We start from the raw sequence: 19,243 nt of genomic DNA, 5'->3' as shown, positions 1-19,243 counted from the left end.
CCACGATCGCCTCCTGTTCCGCTGTGAGCGTCGTGTGCATCGTCTTCGGACGATGGGTCCGGTCTTCCACCTCGGTGCGCCGGCGGCGCCACTTGCGCACCGTCATGCGACTGATGCCGTAGCGCCGGGCCAGTTCCGGGTCGCTGACGCCGGCCGGCGCCTCCTGCAGTTCCTGCCGGATCCGGGGTGTGGTGCGGGCGTTGGAATGGATGGTACTCGCCATGCGGTCAGCCTCCCGTTCGCTCATCGGGCACAATACTCATCCACTCCCGGGCATGAAACAGGGGTGCCTTCTCTCGCGGTATGCAATCAGGCGTGACCTGACACGTACAGACGGCATATCGCCGAGCGCATGCGGGTCTGATCGAAGTGGCGGAGACCCCCGTCCCGGTGACGAGCTCTGCCCCATTCAGCATGAGACGCGCAGGGATGTGCACGGCGTCATGCGCTAATTCATGCAGGTCTGGCGCTGGACCGTGGTTCGATCGGTGGTTCGGTATTCGCTCGCGGGCGCTGAAGCCGCGCAAGGGACTCAAGCGCTCCATGATCGAGAGCCATACCGCTCGCTCAAGGAGACGCTGATTGGTTCGCACGTCCGCGCGGGTGTCGGTTTTGCTTGCGGACAGGGCGCTGAGCGGCGCGCTTCGTCCCGGGCAGATGCCGGATACCAACACGGGCGTGCGAACCAATCAGCGTTCCCGACCGAACGCCTCTCGGGCTGACGCCATCGGTGTCCGGGCGGCGCGTCCTGCGGCGGCCCGGTGATCGGGTCCACCAGGAGGCCACTCGGCCCAGGTGTCGACAAGAGCGCCGAACTGGCTGGGTCAAGCCTGCCGAAGCGACGATGCATCGTGGCTCAACCGACGTATCGGCTGGCGATGCCAAATGGAGCTCCCGCGCAATTTGCGTTTGCAACGGAACAATGTCCCCCATCGACGAGAGAGCTTGAACATGGCGATTACAAAAATACTAGGCCTGGTGCTTCTGGTTGCGGGTTTGATCCTACTGTTTATGGCATATCAGTCATCGCAAAGCCTGGGTGACCAGGTATCCGAAGCAGTGACAGGCCGATTCACGGACTCTACCGTCTGGCTCGTGATACTCGGCGCGGCCTCTTCCGTGGCAGGCGTTGCCCTGTTGCTGTTTGGCAAGTCGGAAAGCCACCACTAAGCCGGAATGCACAATGCCGCGCGCCACGGAGGAAGACCCGAATGGCGGCACGAAGGGGGCCGCTCAAGACCATGCATTAATGCCGAATAAGCGGATGTTCAACGTGGCCGAGCTGCGCTTGTTTCGCTACACGGCGGTCTTGTTGACTTTGGTGACTCTCGCCGCGCTAATCGTAGTCGTCGCGTGGTCGTTCGGTTGGATCCTGAGTACGTTCTACAACCTTCTCCTGTCGCTTTCCATCGCGGGCATCCTGGCGCTGGTGCTCCATCCTGTGGTGGACTTTATGGAGAAGCGGATCCACCTCCCCCGATGGCTCGCAATCATGCTTCTAATGCTGATCTTCTTTCTTGGGGGCGGCACCCTGATGTTCTTTCTTGTCCCCACCCTGACCGACCAGATCATCGAGTTGCTGACCACTTTGCCCGAGACACTCCTGCGCTGGAAGGACGATTTGGAGTTTTACCTTCCGGAACTCAGCGCCTTGATTTCGGAACAAATGGCGAGCGACAACGGGAAAGAGGCAGATCCTTCAAAGCCGAGCACCAGTGCGACCGTGATGTCCTATTTGGGAATGTTGGTGAGTATTGGATTCGTGCCTCTGTATCTGTTCTTCGCTCTGCTATCGGGTAATGCGCTCCGGGGCCAGGCATCCGAAGTGTTGTCAGTCTTCCGCGAGCGCACCCAGCAGAAAGTGCTGTATTTCATGGATGTATTCGTGGGCTACATCACCGCGTTCTTCCAGGGACAGCTGATGATCGCCGTGATCATGGGAGCCCTGTATGCGTTCAGCTTTACGATAATCGGCCTGCAGTACGGCGTGCTGGCCGGGCTCGTGCTGGGCCTGCTGAATATCGTCCCCTTCCTGGGCACCGTGATCGGGCTGTTGGTGATCCTGCCAGCGGCCTATCTGCAGCCGGGAGGCGGCATCGAGTTATTGATGCTGACCGGACTGGCATTCGCGATCGTACAACTGATCGAAAGCTGGCTGCTGACCCCAAAAATCATGGCCAACCGATCGGGCCTGCACCCCGCACTCGTGGTGATCTCCCTGTTCTTCTGGGGGACCGCCCTGAACGGAATTATCGGGATGGTACTCGCAGTTCCCCTGACAGCATTCATTGTAGCCATCTGGGGCGAAATCAAGACCAGTCTAAAACAGGCACTCAGCAGCCGAGAGGACCACTCATGAAGGAAACAGATTCCCCTCAAGACCAAGCGCCGGACGGCGGGAACGAAGACAGTCAGGACATCACAAGCCTTCTGAAGACCGTGTTCGCTGATTTGGCACGCGTGGTAGCGGTGGAATCCCGGCTGTTTGGGTACACCCTGCTGGTGATGCTTGGATTAGTTGTGGCCATTGCGCTCCTGCTGGTCGCGAGCTGGCTGTTTGCCGGTGCGGCCCTGGTCGTAGCGCTGGCAAACCTGCAAGCCTTCAGCCTGATGGGCGCGCTGCTGGCCGTGACACTGGCTCACCTGGTGCTTGCGGGGTTGACGTTCTGGCGACTGCACCACATTACAAGGGACCTTACGTTTCGTGAGAGCCGGGCTAGCGTCAACAGTTTGCTCGCCCACGCGAAATCTGTCGGGGACGCTCCAGACCAGCCGCCCCCGGAGAGGTGAGCACGGGGTCAGCGGACTGGAAAGCCGAGGAGGCTGGAGGCGAGCTGCAGGGTTTTCATCTGCCCTGCCACCAGTCCGAAGACATGTTTGATGCCGGGCACACGCAGACGTTCGGCCAATACACCGCACCCAAAGGCAATGGGCAGGGCCACGGGGCTACGGATTAATACCCCCGCCCGGTGCATGTGGTGGTCGATACGCTGCCGAAGAAGACCGGCACTATGATCAATGCGGCCGCGCAACTGCGCGGCCTCCTGCCTCAATTGGTGGCCGCGGAACACAATTAACGGCGTCGTAAAGTAGACACCAAGGTCCCCGCGGCAAAGGCAAGACCCAGCGAAAGAAAAGGATGCTCCCCCACAAAGCTGGTAATCGACTGCAGGCTTTCTTCGGATTGCTCCTTGATCTTCGCCCCGGCCTCCTTGGCGCTGTCCTCCGCGCGCTCGGCCTCCCGGCGGATCCGTTCTTCGGCCTTTCCCGCGCCTCGGGCGGCCTGGTCTACGGTCTCGTGGGCACGCTCGGAGATACGGTCTGTGGTGGCGTGTTCGCTACTGCCTTGTGTGTCCATGGTTATTTCCCGTTGCTGCGGTGGAACATGAGTGGAAGCCGCCAATCGGCTTCCACTGGCGAGCAACGGAAAGTTTCTCGCACTGGCCAACACCCGTCTGCGCGGTAGCGAACAAAGGCACAAAAGCCACCATCCTCACGGACCTGACAACCAGGGAAACACCAGACCTCCGCTCACGGTTCGTGGCGTTTGAGCGCACGCAAGCCCGGCCCACCGTCATTGCGTACATGGACGCCCCCGGTTTGCCAAGCGTTTGAGTAGATGGTTTCGGGGCGACGATTGCTCCCGTACATTCGGACTGCGTGTGCGGCTTTCATTTGCCACGGTCCCCGATGGATTCCGCGGGTGGAGGGTCCCAGCGAGGTCGCGCACTCGAGGTGCTTCGCAATGATCGGACTGGCCCCCACCGGGATCGCTCCCGTTGCCATCATGCTCAATCGCTTGCGCAATCGAGGGTTGGGTACGTAATAACGCGTTCGCTTCTCCGTTTTTTCAGGCTTACGCGGCGGCGCCGCGCAGGCCGGGGTCGAACGTCCGGTCATGGGCCATCAGGGCCCAGACCGTGCGGGCATTCTTGTTGGCCAGAGGCGCGTGGAGCCCCGGGGCGCGTACCGCTGCGCTCCAGGGCCACGTTGGTGCGCCGGGTGCTTGTATTGCGAGGACTCGAAGAAACCGTGGGAATCGGCAGAGGTGCTATGGAATGTGGCCAGCCGGCCGTGGAGCGGGGCAACAGGCAAGACCTGAGCCCGGATGTCCGCAGAAACGTGGCTGTCCTCTTTCGAGCCCTTGCGGCCCTTACGATTCGAAAGTCGAAGTCAGTTCGTTACTAGGACCTGGCCCCGCCTTCCTCGGATTCCGGGGCATTAGCATGGACCACCACCTGATTACGACCGTTGCGCTTGGCTTCGTAGAGTGCGTCGTCCGCTCGTTTCAGCAGTGTGTCCGCGTTGTCTCCGGCGCGGGCGCTGGCAAGGCCCGCGCTGACGGTAATGGGTCCCACATCGGGGAATGGTTCGGCCGCGACCCGCCGGCGCAATCGCTCCGCCATTGAGTAGGCGTCGGAGGCCCCGGTTTCCTGCAATAGCACCACGAATTCCTCGCCACCCCAGCGGGCCAGAAAATCGGGTTCTCGAATCTCTCCGGCCAGCCGTTCGGTCAGCTCCACCAGGACGCGGTCGCCGATGTCGTGTCCGTAGACGTCATTGACGCGTTTGAAATGGTCCAGGTCGATGATCGCCAGAGCGAGCGGGCTGCCGTAGCGATTGTAGCGAGCCAACGCGCGCTCCAGCTCCGAATCGAAGCGCTGGCGGTTCGTGACCCCGGTAAGGGGGTCCGTCGAGGCCTCGTGTTCCAGGGCGGCCTCCAGGCGCTTTTGCCTGGTTATGTCCAGCCCCACACCCAACAGGTAACGCTGGCCATCGACCTTGATTCGCAGCCCATTGAACAGGTAAGGGGTCTCGCCCTCGACGGTCAACAGTTTGCTTTCGACCAGCGTACTGCCACGGGAGAAGGTTTCGCGGATGCTTTCGACAATCCGCTCCTGCTCGGCAGTCGGAATGAGCGCCAGGGCGTCAATCCCGTCCAGCTCCTCCGGGGTGCGGCCCGTCACCGTTTCCATCTGTTCGTTCCATTGAACGAGGCGACCTTCCCGGTCGAGCATATAGAAGACACCGGGCAGGCCGTCAAGGATGGATTCGGAGACCGCCTTCTCGCGTCGGAGCTGATCTTCCAGGGCGTGGCGTGTGGACATATCCAGCGCAACGCCCAGAATGTAAGGGGCTCCCTCCAACTCGACTCGATAACCGTGAAACAGATAGGGCCGGTCCCCCTCCGCGGTGCGCAGCCTGCTCTCCACCAGAGTGCTGCCGTCCGCGAAGGTTTCGGCGATGGCCTTCGTAATACCGTCCTGTTCCTCCTCTGGGACAAACTTCCGTGCATCGGCCCCTTGCAGCTCCTCGGCGGTGTGTCCCGTCACCGCGGCCAGCCGATCATTCCACTGGGTCAATCGACCTTGCTCGTCGAGCATGTAGAAGACCCCGGGCAGGCTCGTCAGAATGGATTCCGAAAGCGCCTTTTCCTTGCGCAGTTGAGACTCAAGGGCACGCCGCTCGGAGATATCGCGGAAAATGGTGGAGATCTGAAGGATCCCGCCAGAGTCGTCCCGGTGGATAATGATCGCCTGTGAGACCGGTATCTCGTTCCCCGAGCTGTCCAGAAGAGCGGTTTCGCCCTGCCAGGCCCCCTCCTTGCAGGCTGTCGGAAGCCCTTCGTCGAGCACCTTCTTGAGCGCCCAGGGCGGGTGGGCCCACCGCAGCGTCGATTCCAGGTCCTCTGCCTCCGGAGGGAAGTCCGATCGGTCCCAGCCTGTGTCCGGCTGCCAGACCTCACCACTGGAGCGTTCGGGAAGCCTCATGTGGCGCCGCCCGGGGGCGTTCAGGTAAAGCAGCGTGCCGTCGGGGCCGTGCATGCTGACGATGTCGGGAGTTCCTTCCAGGATCGCTACCAGGCGCCGCAGGTTGTCCTCCAGCTGGTACTGCGAGGTGATGTCCTGGACCGTGCCGACCATGCGTACGGGGTCGCCGTCGGTGTCGAACTCCGTATAACCCCGCTCGCGGACGGTACGCACCTCACCGTCAGGGTGGATGACCCGGTGGACCACGTCGTAGGGATCGCCCTGAAACGAAGCCTCGAGCGCCGACTGCACCTTGCTCCGATCCGCTGGGTGGACCGCTGCCATGAACGACTCGTGGCTGGCACCCCATTCCTCGCGGGCCATACCAAAGATGCGGTAAACCTCGTCGGACCAGCGTATCTCGTTGGTGTGGAAATCCGAGACCCAGCTTCCTACCTGGGCGATATTCTGTGCCTCGGCCAGGTCCTTCTCGCGCTCCTGCAGGGCGAGCTCGGCCTGCTTGCGATCGCTGATATCGCGCACCACCGCCTGGAGGAGGGGACCCCGTTCCAGATCGATACGGCTTAGCAGGACCTCGGCGGGGAATTCGGTTCCATCCCACGTGGTGTGGCGCCACTCGAAGAAGGCCTGGCCCTCGCGCAGGGCCTGGTCGATGTGATCGGCTGCCGCTGCGCGGCTGGGGCGGCCGTCGGGCTGGAACGGCGGTGAAAGCTCGCCGGGATGGAGCGCCGCAAAGGTCGCAACATCGGGAACCCGGAACAGCGCCAATGTGGCCGGATTGCAATCCTCGAAGCGATCGCCGTCGAGAAACATGATTGCGTCGCGGGACTGCTCGAACGCCAGCTGATATTTCCAGTACTGCCAATTGGCCTCGAGCGGCGAGCTTTCCCCATCCGCTTCCTTGCTCACGTTGGATGTCCCCCCCTTGTCAGATTCACTCCCCACTCCCTCGCGATAGCCCGTGTCGCGCCCCCGACCCATACAATGGACCACTCTCCGGTATCCGGGAAGCAACGTAGCGCGTGCGCCTTCCGTTGGCCCTGCCGAATGGAACTCAGGGGGCCGACCTTGCTTCGGTATCCTCCCACAGGAAACCATCGTCCCGGAACAGTGCCAGGCAGGTATCCACGATCTCGGGGCTGAACTGGGTCCCGCGCCCGTTCTGGATGACGTCCAGGGCCGCCTCGATGCCGAAGGCCGGGCGGTAGGGGCGGTGTGAACAGACCGCCTCCACCACATCCGCCACGGCCAGGATTTGTCCCTCGAGAAGGATCTCGTCACCGCTCAGCCCGTCTGGGTAGCCGGACCCATCCAGTCGCTCGTGGTGCTGAAGGACGGCGTCCGCCACCGGCCACGGGAAGGCGACATCCCGGATGATGTCGTAACCGGCCCGGGCATGTTCCTTGATGAGCTCGAACTCCATGGGCGACAGCGTACCCGGGCGGCTCAGGATTTCGGAGGGGATGCTGATTTTGCCCAGGTCGTGGATCAGGCCGGCCAGGTAGAGGCCCTTGACCCGGTCCTCGGACCATCCGAGCTTGCGGCCGATCGCCTGGCTCAGTTCGGCCACGCGCTTCTGGTGGCCCGCCGTGTAGGGGTCGCGCTTGTCCACCAGACGGGCGATGGCCTCGACCGTATCGACCAGAGCCTCCTGCAGGGCGGTCTGGCTTTCGTCGCGTTCCTTTTGCGTCCGCAGGGCCTTGAGACCGCGCGAGAGGTCCTTTGCCAATCCTTCCAGCAGGGACTGTTCCTCGTCGTCAAAGGCCTCGGGCTCGGTGGCATACACATTGAGGGCTCCGATGGTCTCGCCGTCCACCTGGAGAGGCAGGGCAATGGAAGAGGCGAATCCTCGTTCCCTGGCGGGCTCCCGCCAGGGGGTAAAGCTGGGGTCGGTGGCCATGTTGCGGGTCATTTGGGGCTTGCCCTCCCGGATTGCCCGGCCCGTAGGGCCCTGCCCCGTGGACTCGCTGCTGTCCCAGGTCACCACCACGGTGTCCAGATAATCCGTGCGAGGGCCTGCCGACCCCACTACTTCTACCGGGTGGTCGGCTCCTTCACGAGCCATACCCACCCAGACCAGGGGGTACTCCCGGGCATCGGCCAGGGCCTGGCAGACATCCTGGAACAACTGGCCCTCGTCTTCGGCCGTGACCAGGGCGGAATGGGCCTGGATCAGGGCCCGCAGGTACTCGGTCGTGCGTGCGAGCCGGCGTTCGCGGGTCTTGCGCCGGGTGATATCCCGCAAAATCCCGAGGGCGTGCCAGCCCCCCTCGAACTGAACAGCCGAAACCGACAGTTCCACCAGGAAGACCGTTCCGTCCTTGTGCTGAGCCTCCAGCTCCAGGGTGTCCCCGACGACGGCCCCCTCCCCGGTCTCCACAAAGTGGCGCAGGCCCGCCTCGTATTTCCCTTGGTGCCGGGGTGCGGCAATCAGCGGATGCAGGGGCTTCCCCAACACCTCCCCGGAGGAATAGCCGAAAACCTCCTCGGCCGCCCGGTTCCAGTACGCCACCTGGCCTTCCGGGTCCATGACCACGACGGCGTCCCGGGCAGTCTCTGCCAGGGTGGTAAAGAAGGCCTCCTGTTCCTGCCGCTGTTGCCGATGGCGGACCTCGTCGGTGATATCACGGAAGACGTTGAATGCGAAGCGCTGATCCGCTTCCGGATCCCGGACGGCATACGCGAAGAGCTGGTAAGCCTCCCCCGAGGCCAGATGGAGTTCCCGGCTGCGGTAATCCGCCCCTTCGGCGATTGCGCGGCACTCGGGCAGGGGGTCGTCCTGACGCGGGAAGAAGTGCCAGTAGGGTGACCCGATCAACTCGCCATAGGACGCGCCTGCCTTTTCGGCGTAGGCCTGGTTGACGCGCAGGATCCGCCCGTCGTTGTCGTGCAGCAGGATGGGGTCCGGAATGGCGTCCAGCGCCTGGAGCCACTGCTGATGGGCCTGTTCGATCCGGGGGCATTCGAATAGTAGCCGAGTGAAATCCACCGTCTTTTCCAAATACGAGTTGCGCATGCTCGAGATCCCTGCAACCAGTCCGGATCAAGAAGAACCCGGTACGGATAGAAAAAGCCATGCTAGCAGCCCCCGGATTTGGGCGGTGCTGGTCCTCAACGCAAAGGTAGCTACGCTTTCCCCGGGCCCGGTTCAGCCTCACCCAGACCCGTTTTGCGCAATTGCTCGGTGTATCCCCCCGTACGCTCCAGGCCCGGGATCAGGGCCGGCGCAAGCTGTCGGACGCTGCGCGGACCCTCTTGAGCATCGCCGACCGCCATCCCGCAGTGTTGTGGGAAACGGATGTGCCATTGGGAAACACTGGTCCATCAGCGTGTCTCTAATCCCAGAGGTGACCCCAGCGTTCCCACCAGTCGCGGGCGATGGCCCGGTTAGCTGCGTTCTCGCGTTCGTCGAGGACGGTCCCCTGGCGGATGTACTCGCCGCCGGTGCGCGAGGTCACCGCCGGATCCTGCGTGGCCAGCATCAGGGCGTACAGCGCGAGTTTCAGTTCCCACGGATCATCGGAATCGAGGTATGGCACCAGATGCGGCACGGCGGGCGCCCCGATCCGCCCGAGCGCCTCGGCCGCGGTGTACCAGATGCGCGGATGCTCCTCGCCCCCGTAGGTCTCGACGAACTCGCGATCCGACAAGCGGTCGAGGTAGTAGCGGATCTCGGCCTCGGGGCTGGCGAACCCCTCCACGGGGACATCCGCCTCGGCGGCCGGCTGTTCTTGCGCCACGGCGTCTTCGGTGGTGGACGGCTCGGGCTGTGGTGCACCGGTGCAGGCACCCAACAGCATCCCGCTGGCCAGCCACGCCGCCAGCCGCCAGGGAGACGCGGCCTCCCGGCGGCGCAGCGCGCGGTCCGCCGGGTTCGTGCGGATTTCCGGGCGGCGCGCCCTGCGAAGGGGACAGCAGGTAGGGATCATATTCATAGGGCTCCACCGGCTCAGGATTCACTCTGCTCCCTTTTCCCGGGATGCGAATGCATCCGTCGAGGCCGTGCGTTGGCCATTGTCGCAGGCGAATCCGAGAGACCACCAGGCCCGAATGCCGGACGCGAGTGGGCGCGCGTCGTAACTCTCCTCGAGCAGTACGCGTTGTAGGGCCTGTCCGGCCGTCAGCCATTGCATCGGGCCTTCAATCCCCGTGCCCAGTGTCAGCAGTAGCGGTGCGGCCCGGGCCACATGCGCCTCGGCGCGAGCCATCGCCTGGGCGGACACCAGATGGCGGACGCTCCAGCGGGTCAGACCGCCGGTCATACGCCCGACCGGCAGCCCGTCGCCGCGGGAGGGCGGGCGCATCCAGTGCGCCAGTTCGCGGCGCCAGGCCGGGTTCTTCCATTGTGCTGTCGTCGCCGCCCGGATCAGGTCAGCGACCTCCGCGCGGCTCTCCGCGTCCGTTACCGGGCGCACGGTCAGCCCGTGGCCGTCAGCGGCGGCGGCCGCGCGCAGGTTCAGCACTGCACAGCCACAGCTGATGATGCGCTCGCGCCCGGTCGGGTCGTTCACCGGAAGCGATCGCGCTGGATCCGTCCAGACCTCCACCCCCGCGCGGTCCACACGGAACCTCCAGGGCTGGGTGTTGTGCGAGGAGGGCGCCAGACCGGCCAGGCGCAGCCACTCGCGAATGGCGTCGACGATCTCCATGCCGCCAACATTCCTCTATCGCCTCGCCCGAGCGACTGGTGCCGTTACCCGAGCCCGAAGAGCATGGGTGCCCTCTTCCTCCGCAGAGTGCTCTCCATGGCCCTTTTAACAGGTGCTATAGTTCGCCCTAACGGCGGCTTACGATGGAGCGGATCGTGATGATCAAATTTTCCGAAGACCTGGTCCCCCTGACCGATCTGAAGGCGAATCCCGGACGGGTTATGAAACACGTGGCCGAGGTTCACCGGCCCGTACTGCTGACTAGCCGGGGCAGGGGTGTTGCCGTGGTGCAGTCGGTGGCGGATTACGAAAAGGCCGAGGAAGAGCGGGAATTCATGCGGGCCGTCGTCGCGGGTCTGGCGGACCTGGAGGCCGGCCGGGAAGTCTCGCTGGACGAGGCCAGGGCGCAGCTCGGTCTCAACTAGCAATATGCCCGGCATTACGATCACGTTTGCCGAATGCGCCCTGCGCGATCTCGAGCAGATGCAGGAGTGGTACTCGGAGCAAGGCGTGCCGGAGGTCGGACAGAGGCTGGTGCAAGAGATTTTCCAGCGAGTCCAGGCCCTGAACGACCACCCCGACATCGGCAGGGTCGTGCCCGAATTTGACCAGCCATTCCTGCGAGAGGTCGTCCATCCACCGTTCCGCATCGTGTACCGCCGTGATCCCGGTCGGGCGAGGGTTGTCCGCGTCTGGCGAAGCGAACGCCTGCTGCACCTCCCTGGTGGAGCGTCGAAGAAGAACTAGGCAGCCACCAGACCTCCGCTCACGGTTCGTGGCGTTTGAGCGCACGCGAGCCCGGCCCACCGTCATTGCGAGGCCTCGAAGAGGCCGCGGCAATCCGTCGGAGCGACCCGAGACTCTATCGATCCCCTTTGCGGTGCCGGAGTGGGATCTAATCTCAGAGCAAGAGCCCATTTATGGGCCGGAATTCGCCGTTTAACGCCCTGGAGCAGCCCTTCAGATTTCACAATCGGTTTAAAGTCAGTCTGTTACCGTAGTCCGACCCCGTCATGATTTTGCCCGACCCCGAAGCCGCTTGGAAATGCGGAGATTGATCCGCATAATCTACGCATATATTGCGGAGAATGTCGTGCAATACATCTGGGAACTGACCGGCTGGCCCCGCTGGCAGTGGGACGCGGAACATATCGCGCCGATGCTGGCTGCAGCCGCGCGCGAGCAGGGTCGGCTGCTCGGAAGGATGCAGGGATTGGGATTCGCACTGCGCGAGGAAGCGTCGTTTCGCGTGCTGTCGGAGGATATCGTGGATTCCGGCGCGATCGAAGGCGAGCGACTGCCTCTGGATCAGGTGCGCTCCTCGCTTGCACGTCGCCTCGGCCTGGAGGCCGGTGGACTGACCGCTTCAGGGCGGGACGTCGACGGCATGGTCGAGCTGATGCTGGATGCCACGAAGTCCTTTGACCGTGAACTGACAGTGGATCGGCTGTTCGACTGGCATGCGGCCCTGTTTCCGACGGGACGTACCGGGATGACGCGGATTCCGGTCGCGCGTTGGCGGGATGACGATGAAGGGCCGATGGAGGTGGTGTCGGGTCCCGTTGGTCGGGAGACGGTGCACTTCTCCGCGCCACCGGCCGAGCGAATCCCGGGGGAGGTCGACGCCTTCGTCGCGTGGTTCAAGGCGCCCGGCCCTCTGGATCCGCTAGTGGTGGCGGGGCTGGCCCATCTCTGGTTCGTGACCATTCACCCGTTCGCGGATGGAAATGGGCGTATCGCTCGGGCAATCGCCGATATGGCGCTGGCACGAGCGGATGGTTCGGCGGAACGATTCTACAGCATGTCCGGGCAGATCCTTCGGGAACGCAGTGACTATTACGCCATCCTGGAGCGGACTCAGAAACAGGGGGACCTGGACATCACCCTGTGGCTGGAATGGTTCCTGGGCTGCCTGCAGCGTTCCCTGAGCAACGCCCAGGATGCACTCGAGCCCGTGCTGTTCAAGGCCCAATTCTGGGAGCGCTTCGCCACGAAGCCGCTCAATGCCCGACAGATCAAGGTTCTCAATCGCCTGCTGGACGGGTTCGAAGGTGGGATGACCTCTTCACGTTGGGCCCGGATGGCCAAGTGCTCGCAGGATACGGCGCAGCGCGACATTGCAGACCTGGTGGCTCGAGGCGCATTAAAGAAGAACCCGGGCGGTGGACGCAGCACGAGTTACGCCTTGCCGGACACGCCCGGATGACCCGTCTCGTCGCACCAGGTCAGGTTGGGGCCCTACCACTGTAGGAGGCGAGCCCTCTCGCGCCGATCGGGCGTATCCAGCTGCCCCGTCGCCCGAAGGGCTGGGCTCCTGCGGGAGAAGGGGCTGCTGCGGCATGTAAACAAGATGGATGCCCTCTTCCGATAACGCTCTTGAGCGAATCATGCCTGTGCGCGCCCAGGGAACCAAGAAGGGCCCATTTCGGGTGTGAAAGGCTTCGTTCAAGGCTCAGAAACCGCCCTTGAGAGCACGAAAGTCCCGTCGCTACAGGGAGTTACCGTGGTCCGATCCCGTTATTTGTTACGGCGTCATGAATCACGGGGATCTGACCTTGACCTGTGCCTCTCACTTGATGCGAGGGCAAAAGGCAAGGTCTGACCCCCAAAGTCCTCTCGATGGGCCGGAAGACGCAATTGAACCGAACCTGAAGGATGTCTATAGTTGTACGGTACTTCCGTACGTTTGAGGTCCGCCATGGAAACAGTCAGCGTGAACCGGTTTCGCGAGAACCTGAAGGCCTTCGTGGAAGAGGCCGTCACGACGCACACGCCGCTCAAGGTCACGCGCCGAGCGGGCGAGGCCTTTGTGGTGATGAGTGCGGATGACTGGGAGCGGGAGCAGGAAACGCTCTACGTCCTGCAGAACTCCAGCCTGATGCAGCAAATCGCCGATTCGGCCGCTACCCATCGGAAGGGAGAAGGCTACCGTCCCACGGAAGGGGAGATGGATGAGATCACTGGTATTCGAGGGTAATACCTGGACCGCCTACGAAACGCTCCGAGAGCGCGACCCAAAGCTGCATCGAGCCCTGCGCCGAATCCTCAAGGAAATGCTCCGAAACGACCCGGCCACAGGTACGGGTAAGCCGGAGCCCCTTCGGCATTCGCTCTCGGGCTTCTGGTCCCGACGTCTCTCCGCCCGGGACCGCCTGATCTACCGCTTCGACGACCAGGCGATCTACATCTTCGCCATCGGTGGCCATTACGACAGGCTCTGACCCTCTGACGTCCGGGACTTAAAAGCGGGAATCACGGGGTCACACCTTGCCCTTTGCCTCTCCCTTGATGCGTTTTGTGGATGAGGTGGAGCAGATCATCGGCTGTCGCATTGAGCGGCGGCGTCCTGGCCGTCCGCCGTCACGTCCGACGTGAGAAAATAAATCTGTCCCCGTTTTTCCTGTGAAGATAATAGTGATTGTGTGGCACGCATCACGGGGCTTCGGGGTCAGGCCTTGCCTTTTTCCTGAGAAAATAAATCTGTCCCCGTTTTCGTCACCGAAATGCGGCGCCTCACCGGGGCCAGCCTCCATCCGCAGTCTATCGCAAGCTTTCCACAGTCGATGACCACACATAACGAGTTGCTTTGCGGCATGAAACCTTTCTCTGCCAGCTAACTCCCTCCTCCACGTCCAAAGCCCGAATATTGCAGCAAAGGCCGCAACAACGGCAGCTAACGCCATCACGAGATCCCTTACCACCGGGAGCCAAATCTCTAGCGAATCAATCACTGATTATCCTTGCTGGGTACCGCCATGTGTGTCGAACCTAAAGGTATGAGCGTCTTTGCCTGGCCGCCAGAAATAGATACCTAAGATTGAAGTACCGATCTCAGAAGTAGAGCCCTACGCTCCGGCCGCTCCTGTCAAATCTCTTCCTCTATGTAGGCGCGAACGTCGGAATAGTAATGCCATTTGGCGTTTGATGCCGTCCTGGGCTCCAGCAACTCTCGGTAGAGTTTTAGTGCGGTAGCGTCCGGGTCTACTACAAATATATCTTCCAGCTTGGCACTTTTGAACTGGCTGAACATGGTCCTGGCTAGCGTATCCGTAGGAGGGCAGGAATAACCCACAATCACGATCTTCCTTGCCTGATGCATGTACTCATAAGCCAGCGTCCATAAAAACCGAAAAAGGCTCGTCGCAGTGATCGGCTTGTTCGGTATGGGTGGTATAATAAGGGGTGACTCGTTGTCTGCCGGATTGGGGTTTCCGCTGTCATCTGACCAAACTGGTATCTTGTTGTTTGGGACTGTCGACCCAGAGATTATTCTCTCAAATTCCGTCTTATTGCAGCGCCAGTTTATTGACCCATGAAGTTTTAATAGCAAGGGATGAGGGAATGCTTCATCCGAGTTTCTCCTTGTCCCATGGGATTCGTCGTGCGCGATTCTGTCAAAATATATTTTCTTTTTAGATAGACCTCGATCTATCAATGGCCGGTCAAGTATCGTGTCGTAGTTAAATGTGATGATTCGGTCGTTATATTGAGAAGCTGGGGTATTCGCAGGAAAGAGGGTTTCTATTAGCCTTTTTGCCTGCCCGGACCTATTTGCCCTGCACTGCGACAGGTATGCCGCGATGAGATGCGAGAGGTGGTTTAGATATTCCGGGTTATTGCACTTTCCACGTATTTTTCGAGGGTGCAGATTCGATAGAAATTCGTACTGGCTAACGCGGTTTATTATCGCCTGTTCGAGTCCATAATCTGTCGCTGGTGTACGGTCGAACCATTCGTTTACAACAAGCTCTGTCGAAGCTTTTCTCCATCCGTTCGAGGGCTTGAAATATTCAATGTGTTTTAAAAAATCGCTGTCCAGTGGTGTTACTGATCGGGAATAGGGATTTTTCTGGGGCTTAACCTCGGTCAGCCCATAACTCGCACCAGCGCCCAAGATGTATAGCGTCTCAATTTCTTTTCTATTTGCTTCCTGCTTCATTGTTAACTATCAAGTCCGTGAAATAATTGAGTAGTTGCTACATAAAGCGTTGCGTTGGTGGCATTGGGGGCGCCGATTGCATAGATTTGCCACTTTGAGGGAAGCACTGAGGGCCGCTCCCGCAGGATAAGTGAGCGGTTATGAGGCATCGGAAAGCGGGTCATGTCAGGCGCCAGTGGTCGTTGTCGGTGGTGGCCTGGCCGAGGATTTGGAGGGCGGCGAGGACCTGGGTGATCGACTTAGTGGGTTTGCGCTTGAAGTGGGTGGCCAGGGCGTCGGGGGTTTGGGGGCCGATGGCGAGGAGGCGGCGGACGGCTTCGACCTGGTCGGGCATGGATTTGGGCCAGGTGGGCTTTTTGGCCGGTTCGGTCGGGGTCGCGGCTGCGGCCTCGGGTTTGGCTTCCAGTGTGGCGGTGGTCTGGGTGGCTTCGGGGGCCTGGTAGTCGGGGCGCAGCCAGCGGATGTGGCCCTGGGCTTCTTCGGCGGCGCGTTCGGTGTTGAGCGCGACGAGGCGGGTGAGGAGTTCTTCTTCGGCTTCGGCCTGTGCGGCGGGCTTGTCCGGCAGCGGGGTGGTGGCGCCGGGGCGGCCGACGAGGCGGTCGGCGAGGTCGTTCCAGCCGTAGGCGTCGAAGACGGCGCGGTCGAGCTCGTCGTGCAGTTCGCGCAACAGGGAGACGAGGCCCTGTTCGTGGATGGTGCGTTCCTTGGCGGTCAGCGGTTCTTCGGCGCGCAGCTTTTCTAGGACGTTGTACATGCCGGTGAGGGTGAGGTCCGGGTGTTCGGCCTGGCGCGCCTTGCGGTGGGCGTCGATGCGTTCGGCGAGGTCGCCGATGGTGGTGGCCTGCTGGTCGTCGAGTTCCTGGAAGGCGAAGGTCTCGAAGCAGCGGGTCTTGTTGTAGCGGGCATCGTTGCCCATGCCCAGGCGTCCGCCTGCGGCAAGCGCCCAGGCGGCATGGATGCGGCTGGACAGGACACCCAAGGTGGCGGGTCGGTCGATGGCGATGTTCACCAGCATGTTGTCGGGCAGGATGTCCGCGTCGAGGAACTGGAAGACGCGATGCTTCGTAGTTTCGACAGTGGCGATGTAGCGTGGGAGCCCCTCGAGCATCAGGCGCAATTCTTGACGTGGTTTTCCGAAAAGCCACCAGAATTTGGCATATCCGGCGCCGTCCTTGGTGCGGCCCTTGGCGTCTCGTTCGGGCTTTACACGCTCCAGCACCCACTGATAGATCGAGGGGAATTGGTCCTTTACCTCTTCGGAAGATAACCCGAAGAGGTCGATGACCATGACGCCGCGTGGTCGCTGTGTGAGGTCCCGGCCGTTGCGGTACTCGCGGATGACGCGGGCGGTTTGGGGTGTTTTGCCCAAACCGAGTTCTGCTGCCTCGTCCGGCGTCACGATGAAGCCGGCGCCGTGCAGTTTTACGCCGGGGCTGCTGATGCCCTGATTGGCTTGCAGGGTGATGGCACCTGCTACGTTGGCGCCGATGGTGAGGTCCGAGAATAGCTTCCCCGGCCTGTGGCTCAGTTCCACGGTGCGTGCGTCGTCGCCGGCGTCGCGTTCGTTGACGACATGGCGCAGGGTGCCGGGCTGGTCTCCGGGTACGCCGACGGTCATGGCAATGCGCACGGCGGCACCGTCGGCGCTGTCCACCCAGGGGTGGTCGGGGATGGCGAAGGCGAGCGACAGGGGTTTCTTGCTGTCGTTCAGGTGCGGTTCGAGTACGCGGCGGTTGAAGGTCTGGCGCAGGCTGTTGGTGGTGATGAAGCCGAACCGCCGGGCCTCGCCCTTGCGCACCTTCTCGGCGGCGATGTGCCACCAGTACATGACGAAGTCGGCGGAGTCCGGGACGATGCCCTTGAAGACCTTGCGCACGGCGTCCACGTAGCCGTCGCCCAGGGCGCGGCGCATGGTGGCGGCGCCAATAAACGGCGGGTTGCCGACGATGAAATTGGCCTCGGGCCATTCGGCGCGGCGCGGGTTGCTGTAGTGGTAGACGGGGGTGCGGCCGGTTTCGTCGGGGATGAGTTCGCCGGTGACGGGGCTTTTCTTGTAGCTGATGCCGTCCCAGATGGTGACGGGTTGGCCGTGGTCGTCGGTCATGGGTTCGCGGGCGTCAAAGTCGATCAGCGCGTCGCGGCATTCGATGTTGTGGAAGTCGCGCAGGATGGGTTCGGGCAGGCTGAGGCGGCCGTGCAGGCGGTAGTGCCATTGCAGGTAGCCGATCCACAGCACGATTTCGGCGATGGCGGCGGCGCGCGGGTTGATCTCCAGCCCGAGGAACTGGTGCGGGTCGACGGTGAGGCCTTCGGTGTCGAAGGTGGCCTGGCCGGCGCTCAGGTCGCGGATGAGGTTGAGCACTTCGCCTTCGAGGCGTTTGAGGTGTTCCAACGCGACGTAGAGGAAGTTGCCGGAGCCGCAGGCGGGGTCGAGCACGCGCGTTTCGCACAACCGGTGGTGGAAGCGGTGCAGCTCGTCCAGGGCCTTGTCGGGCTTGTTCTGTTGCAGCCAGGCTTCGGCGGCGACCTGCACGGTGTTCCATTCGGCGCGCAGGGGCTCGATGAGCGTGGGCATGACCAAGCGTTCCACGTAGGCGCGCGGGGTGTAGTGGGCGCCGAGCTTGTGGCGTTCGCGCGGGTCCAGCGCGCGTTCCAGCAGGGTGCCGAAGATGGCGGGTTCGACGAAGCGCCAGTCGGCCTTTCCGGCCTGGATGAGGAGGCCGATCTGGTCGGCGTTGAGCGGGATGGGGTCGATGTTCTGGAACAGGCCGCCGTTGAAGCGCTGCACCTTGTGCATCAGCTGGCCTTCATAGCCGCCGGTGTTCATCGTCTCCCATAGGGAGCGCATGGCGTCGGGGAAGTGTTCGGGGTTTTGCTGCAGGCGTTCCAGCAGGGCGGTGAAGCTGCCCTTGGGCAGGAGTTCGACGTCCTCGCTGAACATGGTGAACAGGCAGCGCTTGAGGAAGTGGGCGACGCGCTCCACATCAAAGCCGTGCTGTTCCAGGGATTTGGCGAGCTCGGCCAGGCGCGCGCTGACCTCGCGGGTGACACGGGCGGCGTGCTTGCTGGCGTCGAGCTGGTCCGGCGCGAGCCACAGGTGGTGCAGGCGCTGCTGGATCTCGGGGTCACGCAGGTCTTCCAGGCGGATGCGGTGGCGGCTCGGGTCCGGGTAGGGGACGTAGGTGCCGCCGGAGCGGGAGAACTCGGAGTAGAGCTCCAGGCTGCGGCCGACATCGGTGACGACGATGAACGGCGGGCGGCCTTCGTCTTCCGGCAGGGCGCGCACGTACTGGTCGGCCTGGTTCTGCGCGGCGAGCATGGCCTTGTCCCAGCCCTGGGTGTGCAGGCCCTTGCCGGTCTGCTTGGCCTCGAGCACGAAGCAGCCGCGGCGGTAGAGGTCGATGTAGCCGCGGTTCTCGCTGCCATCCGGGTTGCGGATGGTCACGCGGCGTTCGAATACGTAGGCGTTGTCGGCAGTGTCGTCGCTGGCCGGGTCGGGCTGGGGCAGGTCCAGCAGCGCGCACAGCTCGGTGAGGAAGAGCTGGTAGTTGGCGCGCTCGGAGCCGCCGGTGTCGCGCCAGCGCTCGAGGAAGGCCTCGACCTGCTCCGGCGCGGCAATGGCTGCGGCGGGTTCTTCGTCGGCGTGTGCCGGCGCCTCGGCGGTTGCGTCCATCGGCCGTATTTCCTTCGATCTTTCCGGGGAAACGATACCGATTCAGATCGCCGTTGTCCCGTGTCCGGCGCCGGGTCGGCCGGCGGGCCGGTCGGTAGGAGGCGAGCCCTCTCGCCGATTCGGCCGGGTGGGTCGTCCGGGCCCCGATCGGCCAGGGGGCTGGCCTCCTACGCGGGGTGGGCGACCCTCCGGCCGATCCGGCCCGGTGGGT

Annotated in this window: 16 protein-coding genes and 1 pseudogene; 9 read left to right on the top strand and 8 right to left on the bottom strand. The window is 62.7% G+C overall.

From position 1 onward, the window contains the following. On the bottom strand, positions 1–223 hold a 223-nt coding region (locus G020_RS0113585; protein WP_196800305.1), incomplete at its 3' end, for a helix-turn-helix domain-containing protein. Positions 224–885: 662 nt separating this feature from the next. Here G020_RS0113585 and G020_RS0113580 point away from each other — a divergent pair. Genes G020_RS0113580 through G020_RS0113570 form a run of 3 tightly spaced genes read left to right on the top strand, consistent with a single transcriptional unit; the run spans position 886 to position 2,790 of the window. Further along, positions 886–1,170: a DUF3185 family protein gene (locus G020_RS0113580; RefSeq protein WP_369774146.1), complete on the top strand. Its 285-nt coding sequence runs from the start codon at positions 886–888 to the stop codon at positions 1,168–1,170. A gap of 13 nt (positions 1,171–1,183) precedes the next feature. Further along, entirely contained in the window at positions 1,184–2,359 is a 1,176-nt protein-coding gene (locus G020_RS0113575; protein WP_029681340.1) for an AI-2E family transporter, read from the top strand. Beyond that, complete coding sequence (locus G020_RS0113570; RefSeq protein WP_029681339.1) at positions 2,356–2,790, top strand: hypothetical protein; 435 nt, start codon at positions 2,356–2,358, stop codon at positions 2,788–2,790. The genes G020_RS0113575 and G020_RS0113570 overlap by 4 nt, the downstream gene beginning before the upstream one ends. 283 nt (positions 2,791–3,073) lie before the next feature. Here the strand turns inward: G020_RS0113570 and G020_RS0113555 are convergent, their stop codons facing one another. From G020_RS0113555 to G020_RS0113545, 3 genes are all read right to left on the bottom strand, one after another. After that, complete coding sequence (locus G020_RS0113555; protein WP_024329976.1) at positions 3,074–3,358, bottom strand: hypothetical protein; 285 nt, start codon at positions 3,356–3,358, stop codon at positions 3,074–3,076. A gap of 826 nt (positions 3,359–4,184) precedes the next feature. Beyond that, positions 4,185–6,680, bottom strand: coding sequence for a PAS domain S-box protein (locus G020_RS0113550; RefSeq protein WP_024329975.1), 2,496 nt, complete (start codon positions 6,678–6,680; stop codon positions 4,185–4,187). 145 nt (positions 6,681–6,825) lie between these two features. Then, positions 6,826–8,787, bottom strand: a complete 1,962-nt coding sequence (locus tag G020_RS0113545) for an HD domain-containing phosphohydrolase (RefSeq protein WP_024329974.1) — start codon at positions 8,785–8,787, stop codon at positions 6,826–6,828. 137 nt (positions 8,788–8,924) lie between these two features. On the opposite strand from G020_RS0113545, the pseudogene G020_RS15645 reads away from it, so the two are divergent. After that, a pseudogene (locus tag G020_RS15645) lies at positions 8,925–9,110 on the top strand (helix-turn-helix domain-containing protein); the annotation flags it as partial. Here the strand turns inward: G020_RS15645 and G020_RS0113540 are convergent. Next, positions 9,107–9,571, bottom strand: coding sequence for a HEAT repeat domain-containing protein (locus G020_RS0113540; RefSeq protein WP_024329973.1), 465 nt, complete (start codon positions 9,569–9,571; stop codon positions 9,107–9,109). The pseudogene G020_RS15645 and the gene G020_RS0113540 overlap by 4 nt on opposite strands. Positions 9,572–9,727: 156 nt before the next feature. After that, positions 9,728–10,420, bottom strand: coding sequence for a hypothetical protein (locus G020_RS0113535; protein ID WP_024329972.1), 693 nt, complete (start codon positions 10,418–10,420; stop codon positions 9,728–9,730). Positions 10,421–10,563: 143 nt separating this feature from the next. On the opposite strand from G020_RS0113535, the gene G020_RS0113530 reads away from it, so the two are divergent. The 5 genes from G020_RS0113530 (at position 10,564) to G020_RS15115 (ending at position 13,641) form a co-directional block, all read left to right on the top strand. After that, positions 10,564–10,845: a type II toxin-antitoxin system Phd/YefM family antitoxin gene (locus tag G020_RS0113530; protein ID WP_024329971.1), complete on the top strand. Its 282-nt coding sequence runs from the start codon at positions 10,564–10,566 to the stop codon at positions 10,843–10,845. Between the two features lie 4 nt (positions 10,846–10,849). Further along, positions 10,850–11,167 carry a type II toxin-antitoxin system RelE/ParE family toxin gene (locus tag G020_RS0113525; protein ID WP_024329970.1) on the top strand — a complete coding sequence of 106 codons (318 nt, stop codon included), beginning with the start codon at positions 10,850–10,852 and terminating at the stop codon, positions 11,165–11,167. A gap of 298 nt (positions 11,168–11,465) precedes the next feature. Beyond that, a complete protein-coding gene (locus tag G020_RS0113520) occupies positions 11,466–12,626 on the top strand; it encodes a Fic family protein (RefSeq protein ID WP_369774147.1) in 1,161 nt (386 codons plus the stop codon). 492 nt (positions 12,627–13,118) lie between these two features. Continuing rightward, a complete protein-coding gene (locus G020_RS0113515) occupies positions 13,119–13,397 on the top strand; it encodes a type II toxin-antitoxin system Phd/YefM family antitoxin (RefSeq protein ID WP_018864398.1) in 279 nt (92 codons plus the stop codon). Then, a complete protein-coding gene (locus G020_RS15115; RefSeq protein WP_081647443.1) occupies positions 13,372–13,641 on the top strand; it encodes a Txe/YoeB family addiction module toxin in 270 nt (89 codons plus the stop codon). The genes G020_RS0113515 and G020_RS15115 overlap by 26 nt, the downstream gene beginning before the upstream one ends. 644 nt (positions 13,642–14,285) lie before the next feature. Here the strand turns inward: G020_RS15115 and G020_RS15330 are convergent. Then, positions 14,286–15,359: a hypothetical protein gene (locus tag G020_RS15330; protein WP_156002774.1), complete on the bottom strand. Its 1,074-nt coding sequence runs from the start codon at positions 15,357–15,359 to the stop codon at positions 14,286–14,288. 160 nt (positions 15,360–15,519) lie between these two features. Beyond that, entirely contained in the window at positions 15,520–19,032 is a 3,513-nt protein-coding gene (locus tag G020_RS0113500; protein ID WP_024329968.1) for a DNA methyltransferase, read from the bottom strand. Positions 19,033–19,243 lie beyond the last annotated feature (211 nt).

Origin of the sequence: Thioalkalivibrio sp. ALR17-21 (assembly GCF_000420185.1) — a bacterium.
Taxonomy (GTDB): domain Bacteria; phylum Pseudomonadota; class Gammaproteobacteria; order Ectothiorhodospirales; family Ectothiorhodospiraceae; genus Thioalkalivibrio; species Thioalkalivibrio halophilus.
This window is presented reverse-complemented; position numbering and strand designations above follow the sequence as displayed.